The organism is Burkholderia sp. Bp9031 (assembly GCF_003857965.1).
GTDB lineage: Bacteria > Pseudomonadota > Gammaproteobacteria > Burkholderiales > Burkholderiaceae > Burkholderia > Burkholderia ambifaria_A.
Window position 1 is genome coordinate 1 of record NZ_QTPW01000047.1, and the last position, 12,440, is coordinate 12,440.

Sequence of the window (12,440 nt, forward strand, 5' to 3'; positions counted from 1 at the left end):
TCGCGGCCGAGCGTAGCGCCCATATCGCGAGCGGAGAGGATGTGGCGGTCACGAGCGGCCGGCATGTCGGGATTGCCGTGGGGCGTTCGCTGTTCGCGAGCGTGTCGAATGCGTTCTCTCTGTTCGTGCACAAGGCGGGCATGGCGCTCGTCGCCGCAGCGGGGAAAGTGCGCATCGAGGCGCGGACCGATGGTATCGACGTAACCGCCAAGAAGGCAATCCGGATCACGAGCACGGCCGACAGTATCCACCTGCATGCGGCAGAGGAAATCGTGCTGCACGCCGGCAGTACGGAGGTTCGCATCAGCGATCAGGGTTACGTGGTGCGGACGGCCGGCGAACATACGATCTTTGCAGGCAGTCACCAGACAGACGAAGCGCAGGTGCGACCGATGCGCCTGCCGGTCACGCCCGACAATCCGGGGCAGTATGCGGCGCACTTCGTGCTGTTGGAGCATGACAGCGGGTTTGCACTGCCGAACCAGCCGTACCGGATCACGCTCGACAACGGACGCGTGATAGAGGGCGTGAGCAACGAGCTGGGCGAAACGGATGTGGTGACGAGCCATGACATCGCGTTCGGCACGGTGGAGCTGCTGGCGGCGAGCGATCCGGACAAGGTGATTGCGGTGAACCGGGCCGCCATCGTGCGCGATAACACGACGCCATACACCGCCAGGGCGCCGAACGCCGACAAACGCACCACAACGATCAAGGGCAAGAAGGTCAGCACGCCGGAACAGGGGGCGACGTCCGCGAGTCAGCCGGCCGCGTTCGCGAGCTGCGACCCGCTCAACTTCGGATTGCGCTTCCATCACTTCATCGACGGGGCTAAACACGGCGATACGCCTCCGGACATGCCGGTGCGCCGGGATGTCGAGTATCCGGTGACAAAGGCCTATGCGGCGGCGATTAAGAAGGCACTCACTGGGATCGAGTGGGGCAAGTTCAATACGTTGAGCGGCGAGATATCGGACGAGGCAAAAGAGAGTATCGCTCTCGCGGTTGGCAATGTATTGAATACCGCCCTTGCGGCGGGGCCGTTTGGATTGCCACGAGGTTCTTCAGGTGACCGGATGAGATCAAATGCTGCGACTCCCACGATCGATATTGTTAATGCAACGGAAGGCGCAGCCAGATACAACATGCGCCCGGATGTCAGTGCGTCATTTGTTGGCAGATACTGGGTAATCGCTATCCAGGAGAGAGAAGTCGCGAAAATCGTTACATCATCGAATAATGCGACTGCCTTGGACGGCACCCTGAAGGCCTTCGCGGACCTGCTTTATCACGAAGCGCGACATTGCCAGCAAACATTCTGGATGATGGCCTTGCTTCAACAACATCCGAGCGACTATGTAATCTTCTCTCAGGCAATAAAAGTATATAAGGCTGACTCTCCAAAGGAGATTTTTGAGGTCTCAGAGAAGGCGAAAATTCCCGATGATGTACGGGTTGCCGCCGGACTTCATCGTATGTTGGTTTTCCATTATTACTGGATGATTTCGTACATGCAAAATCAGACGGGCGGAGCCTATGTGAAACCCGATGTGCCAATTGCACAGGCCGAGGTGTGCAAGCTGTTGAGAGTGTCGCCAGAAATGGCGACCAAGATGGTGAATTTCGAAGATGGATACCGGAGCCAGTTACATGAAGAAGATGCTTATGCGTGTGCGGAAGTGGTGCAAGCCTATTGGGACCGTCCTGATCGTGCTTTCGTGCGCAACCCCGGTACATGCACAGGAGGATACGATGCTTCACTTCAAGCCATTGGGGGAGGGATTTGAAATGCAGACGACCGACGAAGAGCAGCGTGTCATGCTGCGCACCATCCTTAAAACAGCAATGGCGATCCTGCGCGATGATGCACCATACGATCCTGAGCATATTGTCTTCGGAACAAATTACACAACATGGACGCACCATCCGGCAAAAGGGTTTCTTTATAAATACAAAAATCGTGCGCTGCGCGGGACGAAGATTGAATTTTCCACTGGCGACGATCCAGAGGACTACAGTGAGGATCGCGATAAGGTGAAAATTGTTCCGGCTGGGGTAAGAATTGTCGTTGACACAAGGGTTGCCAATCTACCTGACACGGAAATCAAGTCGCTTCTCCAGTTAGAGGACTATTGGGTTGACTCTCGAGGGAATCGCGAATATGGAAATGAAATGAGGGGGCGCACCCCCGATGCTCCCAACTTGCAGTCCTTTCGCTATCGCTCAAAAGACGTTCCAGGGAGTAAGTTTCCAATCGATGTCGATCTTGGTTACATAAATCCGGTGGATGGATCACTTCCGCAGCAATTGTGGATAGTCGAGATAAGCCGCATATACAAGATTTTGACACCGGAGGAACGCGAACAGCGCCGTTTGGAAGAGCAACAAGCGAAGCGCCACAAATACGGGCTGATGAATCTGTGTACGGGCATGCTGTGCCCTGAAACGGGGATCTGGCAGGGATACACCAGGACTTCCAGTTCGGATGTCCATATGATCCGGAAGGGACATGAATTCCCCGATGTCCGCACGCTGACCCTTCGCGAGCAAGCGGAGCGAAACCAGTACACGAACTTGTTTGAGCCGGGTCAGTGGATGTGGGTGAAGGAATACGTGGAGCCGGAGTGGATGAAGGAAGGCTGACCTGGAAATTGCAGCATGGCCAGCCCGGCCGTATGCCCACGCGAGCGCTCGGCCGCGGATCACGCGTGTAGTCGTGTTCGCTGGACGGGTCATGGATGTTCGACCTGAAGCCGAGCGCGATCTCAACGCATCCCGGTGTATTGCTTCTGGCTTTCACGCAATGTGGCAGCGCGCTCAGCGACACGTCGCTCAACGCCCTGCCACGTGGCGACGCAAACCGGAGGTGCCTTTGCGGTGCTGGCGCGGCCGCCGAGAGCGATAAAGGAGCCTAGTTCGACCTCGTTGCTGCCGTCCGCGTCTGCCACGCCGCCCGTACGCCGTCTCCCGTCACCGCTCGATCTGCCGGTTCCAGCGCGTATCCCACTGCGCGCGCCGCGCGTTGATTGCCGTCCAGTCGACTACCGTCACCTTGCGCACGAGATCGTCGATGTTGCCGAGGCTTTGCTGCATCGCGGCGGGCATCTTCGCGAGGCGGTTAGTCGGGATCTGCTTGCCGGCGTCAGCCGCCTTCGTCTGCGCGGGCGCAGACAGCAGGAACTGCGCGAGCTTCTGCGCCAGCTGCGGATCCGGGTTGTTCGCCACCACGCACAGATCGACGAGCAACAGTACCGGGCCTTCCTTCGGGTTCGCATACGCAACCGGAATGCCCTTGTCCTGCAGGTCGCCGACACCGGTCGGCGTCAGCGGGAACAGGCCGGCTTCGCCCGTCTGCACCATCTCGGAGATCTTCGCCGAGTTCGGAATGTACTCGACGACGTTCGGCCCCACCGTGCTCGCCCACTTGCTGAAGCCGGGCTCGACGTTCTGTTCGTTGCCGCCGAGCAGCCGGTTGATCGCGAGGAAGCCGTGCAGCCCGAACGTGCTGCTCGACGCGGATTGGAACACGACCTTTCCCTTGTATTTCGGATCGGCGAAATCCATCCACGACGTCGGCGGCGCCCAGCCCTTGTCCGCGAACAGCTTCTTGTTGTACGCGATGCCGGTCATCCCGAGCTGCACGCCCGCGCCGACGTCGTCCTTCATCCGCGCGAACGGATACAGCTCCTTCAGGACCGGCGAATCGTCGAGCTTCTGGCACACGCCGAGGCTGACCGCACGCGCCATCACGCCGTCGTCGAGAAACGCGACGTGGATCTGCGGCTTGTTGCGGTTCGCGAGCAGCTTCGCGAGCACGTCCGACGACGTGCCGGGCACGACGACGACCTTCACGTTGTTCGCCTTCTCGAAGTCGGGCAGCACCTGGCTCGTATAGGCCTTCTCCATCGGCCCGCCGTTCATGCCGACGTAGATCGTCTTCGTTTGCGCAAATGCGGGCGCGCCGGCGCCTGCGATGCAGAGGGCGGCAGCCGCCGCGATCGTTCCGAGCAGTTTCATCGTTGGGTCTCCTCTTGACGGAAAGGGGCGGTCGGCGTGGCTCGCGGTGCGAAGCGGCCGATCGAGAATGCATCGAGTGGCGTGGCGGTTGCGCCGGCCGTGACGAGGTCGGCGAGTACTTCGCCGACGCCCGGCGCGAGCAGGAAGCCGCCGCCGGAAAAACCGAATGCATGCAGCAGGTTCGGCGTGGTGCGGCTCGCACCGATGATCGGGTTGTGGTCGGGCGTGCAGCCTTCGACGCCGCTCCACGTGCGGATCAGCAGCGCGTCGCGCAAGGCGGGCAGCAGCGCGCATGCATCGCGCATCACCGCGCGCGTCGTGTCGACCGACGGCTGGCCGAACTCGCCGTCGCCGCGTCCGCGCCCGCCGCCGATCACGCAGTTGCCGCGCGCGACCTGCCGCGCATACACGCCGCCGCCGTAGACGCCGAGGTTGTGCGTGATGAACGGCGGCAGCGGTTCGGTCACCCACATGTTCGGGTAGATCGGCTCCATCGGCACGGCTTCGCCGAAGCGTTCGGCGATCGTGTTCGCCCATGCGCCGGCCGAGTTGATCAGCCACGTCGCGGTGCATGCGCGGCCGCCCGCACGGATGTGAAAGCACGTGCCGTCGTGACGGACGTCGTCGACCGGCGTGTGTTCGAAGACGTCGGCGCCTGCCGCGCGCGCTGCACGCGCGAACGCGGGCGACACGATGCGCGGGTTCGCGTGTCCGTCGGTCGCGCACAGCGAGCCGCCGAGTGCCGCGCGGCCGAGCCACGGATAGCGGCGGCGGAATGCGTCGCCGCGCATCACCTGCAGCGGCAGGCCGTGCTCGCCGGCGAGCGTCGCGTACGCATCGAGCGCATCGAGATCGGCTTCGCTGCGTGCGAGCCGCAGATGGCCCGACACGACGAACTCGCCGTCGATGCCGATCAGCTCGGGCAGGCGATCCCAGATGCGTCGCGCGCGCAGCGCGAGCGGCAACTGTTCGGCGGGGCGGCCCTGGCAGCGCACGCCGCCGTAGTTCACGCCGCTCGCCTGCGCACCGCAGTCGCGGCGCTCGAACAGTGCGACGCGCAACCCGCGCCGCGTCAACGCCAGTGCGGCCGACGCGCCGACGAGGCCGCCGCCGACGATCGCGACATCGTAGTGACGGATCTCACTCATCGCGTGCCTCGTCGGGAATTGCCGCGACGTCGTCGCCCGCGAGCGCGGCGGAGATCGGGAACGGCTTCACCGGTGGTTGCGCGCGCAACCTGCCGACGTCCGCCAGCGGGCGACCGGTTTCGGCGGCGAGTACGAGCGCGGTCGCGTCGCCGCACATGCGGCCCTGGCAGCGGCCCATCCCGGCGCGCGTCAGCGCCTTCAGCCGGTTCATTTCGGTGGCCTCGCCGCCGCGGATGCAGCGCCGCAGCGTGCCCGCGTCGATCTCCTCGCAGCGGCACACGATCGTGTCGTCCGGGCAGCCTGCGACGAGCTCGGACGGCGGCGCGAACGCCGCTTCGAGGCCCGCGCGGAATGCGACGAGCCGGGCAAGCGTGCGTTCCAGCGCCGCCGCATCGGGTTTGCCGGCCGACGATGGCGATCGCGTCACGACGCCTGCGTCGTCGAGCAGCGCGAGCGCCGCGCGCCGGCCCGATGCTTCGGCCGCGTCGGCACCCGCGATGCCGGCGCCGTCGCCCGCAACGTAGATGCCGCGCGCCGACGTGCGGCCGGCCGCGTCGCGTTCCGGCAGCCATGCATGATTGAGCGGATCGAATCGGAACCGGCAACCGGCGAGATCGGCAAGCTGCGTTTCGGAACGCAGCCCGAAGCCGAGGCCAAGCGCATCGCAGTCGATCATCCGCGGCGGCGCGTCGCCGCCGCCCGCATGCCACGCGAGCCCCGTGACGTGCCGCTCGCCGAGCACGCGTTCGAGCGTGACGCCCGTTTCGATCGCGACGCCATGCGCGCGCAGCCAGCCGATATAGTAGAGCCCCTTCGCGAACGTGGACGGCATGCGCAGCAGCGCGGGAGCGGCCGCCGCCTGCCGGCGCAGCGGGCTCGTGTCGAGCACGGCCGCGACCCGCGCGCCAGCCTTCGCGTACTGATACGCGACGAGATACAGCAACGGTCCCGTGCCCGCGAACACGATGCGGCTGCCGATCGCGCAGCCCTGCGACTTCAGCGCGACCTGCGCGCCGCCGAGCGTATAGACGCCTGCAAGCGTCCAGCCCGGCACCGGCAGCATGCGATCGGTCGCGCCGCTTGCGACGATCAGGTGCGAGAACGGCACGGTCGTTTCGCGGCCGTCCTGCAGTGTGTCGACGCGGCCCGCGCCGCATGCCCACGCGAGCGTATTCGGCCGGTAGTCGACATGCGGCAGCAGCGCGGCCATCGTCCGGTGCACGGCGTCCGCCTTCGCGGCTTCGAACCCGTACAGCACGCGTTTGCCGCGGGCGAACGCGCCGTCGGCCGGCGGCTGCCGGTAGATCTGCCCGCCCCAGCGCGCGTTCTCGTCGATCACGACGGGGCGCAGCCCCGCGTCGACCAGCGCCTCGGCCGCGCGCACGCCGGCCGGCCCGGCGCCGACGATGACCGGTTGCAGTGCGACGTTCGTCATCGCGTGTCTCCCGTCGCCGCCTGCGGCACGCCCGTGAGAATCCGCATGCCTTCGGTGATCGGCGTCGAGCATGCGCGCACGCGTGCGCCGGCCTCGGTGCGCACCCAGCAATCCTGGCACGCGCCGATCAGGCAGAAGCCCGCGCGCGGCGCGCCGCTGAATTCGCTCACGCGCACGCGGCGTTGCGCGACGAGGATCGCGGTGAGCACGGTGTCGCCGGCGAGCGCCTGCGCGGGTCGGCCGTCGAGCGTGAACGCGACGGCGGCGCGCTCGCGTTCGGCGACGCGCACGAACTGCGCGCCGTCGTCCGCGGTATCGATTGAAGGTGAAGTCGACATCAGTGTTGGCCGATCAGGATGCGGTTCAGGCCGTACACGCGATCGAGCAGCAGCATCGCGCCGGCGGTGATGAAGATGACGAGCGCCGATACCGACGCCATCATCGGATCGATCGATTCGGTCGCGTACATGTACATGCGCACCGGCAGCGTGACCGTCTGCGGCGACGTGACGAAGATCGACATCGTCAGCTCGTCGAAGCTGTTGATGAACGCGAGCAGCCAGCCGCCGGTGATGCCGGGCACGATCATCGGCAGCGTGATGCGGCGGAACGTCGTCCACGGATCGGCGCCGAGCGAGCACGCCGCTTGCTCGACGCTGCGGTCGAGGCCGGCGACGGAGGCGAGCACGAGCCGCATCACGAACGGCGTGATGACGATCATGTGCGCGAGCACCAGCCACGCGAACGAGCCGGTCGCGCCGATCAGCGCGAAGAAGCGCAGCAGCGCGATACCGAGCACGAGGCCGGGAATCACGAGCGGCGACAGCAGCAGGCCGTTCAGGAACGCGCGGCCGGGAAATGTCGCGCGGCCGATCGCGAGCCCGGCCGGCAAGGCGATCGCAAGCGACAGCGTCGCCGACGCGAACGCGAGCTTCACGCTGTTGGCGAACGCGGTGACGAAGTCGGGATAGTCGAGGATCGCGCGGAACCAGCGCAGCGACAGCCCGTGCGTCGGCAGCGTCAGCGTTTCGTCGGGCGTGAACGCGACGAGCACGACGATCACGAGCGGCGCGAGCACGAACAGGATCACGAGCGTATGGAACGCAAGGGCGAAGGGGCCGTTCTTTCTCATCGGGAAGCGCCTCCGAGGCTGCGCGCATAGCGGCGTTCGAGCACGCGGTAGTAGGTGAGCATCACGACGAGGTTCGCGACCAGCAGCAGCACCGCGATCGTCGCGCCGAGCGGCCAGTTCAGCGAGCCGAGGAATTCGTCGTAGACGGCGGTCGCCGCGACCTTCAACCGGCGTCCGCCGAGCAGGCCCGGAATCGCGAACGCGCTCGCCGACAGCCCGAACACCATCAGGCTGCCCGACAGCACGCCCGGCATCAGCTGCGGCACCACGATGCGGCGCAGCGTCGTGAACGGCGATGCGCCGAGCGACAGCGCCGCGTGTTCGGTCTGCGGATCGAGCCGCTGCAGCGCGGTCCACACGGGAATCACCATGAACGGCAGCATCACGTGCACCAGCGCGATCACGATCGCGAACGTCGTGTATTCGAGCTTGTACGGCCCGAGGCCGACGAGGCCGAGCGCCTGGTTTACGAGCCCGCTCGTGTTCAGCAGCATGCTCCAGCCGAACGCGCGCACGACGACCGACACGAGCAGCGGCGCGAGGATCGCGAGCAGGAACAGCGAGCGCCACGGGTCGCGCATTTTCGACAGCACGTACGCTTCGGGCGTGCCGATCGCGACGCAGATCGCGGTGGTCAGCGCGGCGATGCCGAACGTGCGCGCGAAGATCGTATGGAAGTACGACGAGCCGAGCACTTCCGCGTAGTTGCCCAGCTGGAACGCGGCGATCGGGCCGGTGGCCGGGTCGAAGCGAGAGAACGTGAGCGCGAAGGTCATCGCGAGCGGCACGAGCACGAGCGCGGCGAACAGCACGAACGCGGGCGCGCACATCAGCCACAGCGGCGCATGCGCACGCCACGTTGCACGCAGCGCGCGACCACTGGTGGCGCGGGGCGGCGCGGTATCGACCGAGGCCGTGGCCGAAGCGGCGGCTCCGGCCGATTGCGCGAGCGTGGCAGGCGCGCCGTCGGTCGAGAGCGGGCGGGTAGGCTGTCCCATTCAGGCCTCCCGGCGCATCACGCGCACGGCGTCGCTGTGCCAGTCGACGCCGACCGGCGCGCCTTCCGCGAGCGGCTCCGCGCCTTCGTTCTGGCAACACACGAGCACTTCGCCGAGCGCGCTGTCGACGCGGTACAGCCACTGGCTGCCGAGGAAGAAGCGGCTCGTGACGGTCGCGGCGAAGCGGCCGGCGCCCGGCGCGCACAGCCGCAGCTTCTCGGGGCGGATGCAGACCGACACGGCGTCGCCGATACGCACGTCGCGCTCGCGCGCCGGCAGGTGAGCGGTGCGGCCAGTCTCCTTGAGATCGTGGCCGAGGTCGATGCGGATCGCGTCGCCGTCGTGCGCGACGATCGTGCCGGGCAGCAGGTTCGCCTTGCCGATGAACTGCGACACGAAGTGGTTCTCGGGACGTTCGTACGCGCGGTATGGCGTATCGGTCTGCGTGATGCGGCCGGCTTCCATCACGACCACGCGATCGCTGATCGACAGCGCTTCCGACTGGTCGTGCGTGACCATGATCGTCGTCGTGCCGATCTTGCGCTGGATCGCGCGCAGTTCGAACTGCATTTCCTCGCGCAGCTTCGCGTCGAGATTCGACATCGGCTCGTCGAGCAGCAGCACCGGCGGTTCGATCACGACCGCGCGCGCGATCGCGACGCGCTGCCGCTGGCCGCCCGACAGTTCGCGCGGAAAGCGGTGCGCGAGCGCATCGAGCCGCACGAGCGCGAGCGCCGCGCGGATGCGCTCGGCGCGCTCGGCCTTGTCGACGCCGCGCATGTCGAGGCCGAAGCCGACGTTCTCCGCGACGCTCATGTGCGGAAACAGCGCATAGCTCTGGAACACGATGCCGAGCCCGCGGCGGTTCGGCTTCATGTGCGTGATGTCCTGCCCGTCGAGCGCGATGCGCCCGCGCGTGACGTCGACGAAGCCGGCGATCATCTGCAGCGTCGTGGTCTTGCCGCAGCCCGACGGCCCGAGCAGCGACACGAATTCGCCTTGTTCGACCGACAGGTTGACGTCGGCGACGGCGGTGAGCTCGCCGAACGATTTCGTCAGATCCGTAAGCGTGAGAAACGACATGGGGAGCTCCGGGTTCGCGCACCGGATGGCCGATGCGTCATTGACGCGGACTCTAGCCAGCCATATTTCGGAGCGTCAATTTGGAATTCTGCTCAACGAGAGGAATTTTCGAAAAATTTCGATGAACGGAATAGATCGGCAAACCAAAGGCAAATCGTTCCGCTGGATGAAGGGCGGTCGGGTTGTGAAAAGCCCGCGTCAATCCCGTGCACACCCGATGTCCGAAGCCTTTCGGCGGGACGACAATGGCGGCTGCCCTATTCCGTTCAATGAAATTTTCGAGGAGAGTCGGCATGCAGGAACCCCGATCGCCCGGAACATCGCCAGCCGCGCGCGTGCCGCACCCGGACGAAGAGGCTGCCGACCCGGCCGGCGCGCCGGGCACCGGCATGCTGCAGCGTGCGTTCGCGATCCTGCGCGCGCTGGCCGGCATGCAGCAGGATGGCGTGCGCGTCACGCACCTCGCGAAAGCCGTCGGCCTCACGCAGGGCACCGCGCACCGGATCCTGCAATCGCTGATTGCCGAAGGGATGGTCGAGCAGGACGAACAGTCGAAGCTGTACCGGCTGAGCGTCGACTTCTTCGCACTCGCCGCGCTGGCCGGCAATCCGAGCAGCATGCGCACGCTGTGCCGGCCCGCGCTGCTGCGGCTCTGTGCGAGTCTCGGCGAGACGATCTTCCTGCTGGTGAAGAGCGGCTTCGACGCGGTATGCCTCGACCTGTGCGAAGGGCCGTTCCCGATCCGCTCGTTTACCGGCGACATCGGTGGGCGCATCGCGCTCGGCGTCGGGCAGGGCAGCCTCGCGATCCTCGCGTTCCTGCCGGAGGCCGAGCGCGAGGAAGTGATCCGCTTCAATGTGCCGCGCATTCGCGGGTACGGCGTGCTCGACGAGGTGTACCTGCGCACCGAGATCGAACGCGTGCGCCAGCTCGGCTACGCGGGCCGCAACAGCGGCGTGCTCGACGGGATGGCGGGCGTCGCGGTGCCGATCCTCGACCGCACCGGTTATCCGGTCGGCGCGTTGAGCGTTGGCACGCTGGCATCGCGCCTGGGCGACGACCGGATGCCGATGGTCGTCGAACTGCTCAGGCGCCAGGCCGACGCGATCGGCCCGCGCACGAACCCGTTCGACGCCGCGTTGCGGCGGCCGATGCACGGTCTATCCGGGAAAACCGCATAGACGCCGCGCGCGTCGCCATTTCGTCAGCTTGCTTGCGCAAGCCTTTCACGTCAGATCAAAGCGCGCGTTGTCCGGCGGACTCGCGCGCTTTCGTTTTTCTTGCAACGGCACACGCGGCCGACTCGTTTCCTCTCCATTCGATTTTCAACTGCCGGCCAGTTGAACATTTCATTTCTTGATGCAATTGCGGCTGGATACCATCCAGCGACTGTCTATACAACCCGATCGGGCGCATGGGCAGCATCGATAAAACACAACATCGACAAGCAGGTTTGGAGAGGAGATGACGGAGATGGTGCGAATGATGGGCAGGAAGACGGGCGTCGCGTGCATGAGCGCGGCCATTGCGATGGCGTGCGCCGGCGCCGCGCACGCGCAGTCGACGGTGACGCTGTACGGGATCGTCGACGCCGGCGTGACCTACACGAACAACGCGAAGGGTCATGCGCTGTGGCAGTTCACGGGCGGCAACGAATCGGGCCCGCGCTGGGGCTTGATCGGCTCCGAGGATCTCGGCGGCGGCCTGAAGGCGAACTTCCGGCTCGAGAACGGCTTCAACGTCGCGAACGGCGCGCTCGGACAGGGCGGCCGGATGTTCGGCCGTTCCGCATGGGTCGGCCTGAGCGGCGCGAACTGGGGCGCGGTGACGCTCGGCCGCCAGTACAACTCGACGCAGGACATCCTCGGCTCGCTGCAGATGAGCAGCTTCCTCGCGCAGTACTCGACGCACCCGCTCGACAACGACGACATCAACAACACGTTCCGCACCAACAACGCGGTGAAATACGTGTCGCCGACGATCGCGGGCCTGCAGGCGAACCTCGTTTACGGCTTCTCCAACTCGACCGGCTTCGCGAACGACAACAGCTGGAGCGCGGGCGTCACGTATGCGAATGGGCCGCTGAACGCCGGTGCCGCCTATGCGCGCGTGAATCATCCGGCAGTCAGCACGAGCGGCGCGGTTGCTTCGGATAACTACTATCCGGCGTCGGCATCGGTGTTCGGTGCGAGTCTCGGGAGCGCGATCCGCCAGCAGATCTGGGGCGCGGGCGGCAGCTACGCGATCGGGCCGGCGACGCTCGGGCTGCTGTACACGGGCTCGAACTTCGGCCAGGCGACGGGCGGTGCGCTGCGCTTCAGCAACTACGAAGGCAGCCTGCGCTACATGATCACGCCCGCGCTGATGGCCGCGGCCGGCTACACGTATACGAAGGTCGCGCGCGACGGCGACGGCGGTCACTACCAGCAGGTGTCGGCCGGCGCGCAGTACCTGCTGTCGAAGCGCACCGACGTGTACGTGAACGGCTTCTACCAGAAGGCGTCGTCGGGCGTCGGTCACGCGTGGATCGACGGTACCGACGGCCCGTCGTCGACGACGTCGCAGGTCGCGGTGGTGGTCGGCATTCGCCAGAAGTTCTGATGTTCCGACGCGTTCGCGCGTCTTCC

At 65.8% G+C, this 12,440-nt stretch carries 11 protein-coding genes; 4 read left to right on the top strand and 7 right to left on the bottom strand.

Annotated elements, in window-relative coordinates:
* Both DIE15_RS34090 and DIE15_RS34095 read left to right on the top strand, forming a co-directional pair.
* The coding region (locus tag DIE15_RS34090) for a DUF2345 domain-containing protein (RefSeq protein ID WP_148095696.1) at positions 1-1,787 on the top strand (1,787 nt) is incomplete at its 5' end.
* Positions 1,753-2,643 (top strand): hypothetical protein, encoded by an 891-nt coding sequence (locus DIE15_RS34095; protein WP_260428421.1) that lies wholly within the window; start codon positions 1,753-1,755, stop codon positions 2,641-2,643. The genes DIE15_RS34090 and DIE15_RS34095, both read left to right, overlap by 35 nt.
* A gap of 327 nt (positions 2,644-2,970) precedes the next feature.
* Here DIE15_RS34095 and DIE15_RS34100 read toward each other — a convergent pair whose 3' ends face one another.
* Genes DIE15_RS34100 through DIE15_RS34130 form a run of 7 tightly spaced genes read right to left on the bottom strand, consistent with a single transcriptional unit; the run spans position 2,971 to position 9,813 of the window.
* Complete coding sequence (locus DIE15_RS34100) at positions 2,971-4,017, bottom strand: ABC transporter substrate-binding protein (RefSeq protein ID WP_057925830.1); 1,047 nt, start codon at positions 4,015-4,017, stop codon at positions 2,971-2,973.
* Positions 4,014-5,165: an FAD-binding oxidoreductase gene (locus tag DIE15_RS34105; protein WP_124835615.1), complete on the bottom strand. Its 1,152-nt coding sequence runs from the start codon at positions 5,163-5,165 to the stop codon at positions 4,014-4,016. Before DIE15_RS34105 ends, DIE15_RS34100 begins: the two co-directional genes overlap by 4 nt.
* The gene (locus DIE15_RS34110; RefSeq protein WP_124835616.1) at positions 5,158-6,600 is read right to left on the bottom strand and encodes an NAD(P)/FAD-dependent oxidoreductase; all 1,443 of its coding nucleotides are present in this window, start codon (positions 6,598-6,600) and stop codon (positions 5,158-5,160) included. Before DIE15_RS34110 ends, DIE15_RS34105 begins: the two co-directional genes overlap by 8 nt.
* The gene (locus DIE15_RS34115) at positions 6,597-6,938 is read right to left on the bottom strand and encodes a (2Fe-2S)-binding protein (protein WP_124835617.1); all 342 of its coding nucleotides are present in this window, start codon (positions 6,936-6,938) and stop codon (positions 6,597-6,599) included. Before DIE15_RS34115 ends, DIE15_RS34110 begins: the two co-directional genes overlap by 4 nt.
* Positions 6,938-7,732, bottom strand: coding sequence for an ABC transporter permease (locus DIE15_RS34120; protein ID WP_057925826.1), 795 nt, complete (start codon positions 7,730-7,732; stop codon positions 6,938-6,940). The genes DIE15_RS34115 and DIE15_RS34120 overlap by 1 nt, the downstream gene beginning before the upstream one ends.
* Complete coding sequence (locus DIE15_RS34125; protein ID WP_057925825.1) at positions 7,729-8,730, bottom strand: ABC transporter permease; 1,002 nt, start codon at positions 8,728-8,730, stop codon at positions 7,729-7,731. The genes DIE15_RS34120 and DIE15_RS34125 overlap by 4 nt, the downstream gene beginning before the upstream one ends.
* The gene (locus DIE15_RS34130) at positions 8,731-9,813 is read right to left on the bottom strand and encodes an ABC transporter ATP-binding protein (RefSeq protein WP_057925824.1); all 1,083 of its coding nucleotides are present in this window, start codon (positions 9,811-9,813) and stop codon (positions 8,731-8,733) included.
* 293 nt (positions 9,814-10,106) lie between these two features.
* On the opposite strand from DIE15_RS34130, the gene DIE15_RS34140 reads away from it, so the two are divergent.
* Positions 10,107-10,994, top strand: coding sequence for an IclR family transcriptional regulator (locus tag DIE15_RS34140; protein WP_057925823.1), 888 nt, complete (start codon positions 10,107-10,109; stop codon positions 10,992-10,994).
* Positions 10,995-11,298: 304 nt separating this feature from the next.
* A complete protein-coding gene (locus DIE15_RS34145) occupies positions 11,299-12,414 on the top strand; it encodes a porin (RefSeq protein ID WP_409364328.1) in 1,116 nt (371 codons plus the stop codon).
* The last annotated feature ends 26 nt before the right edge of the window (positions 12,415-12,440 follow it).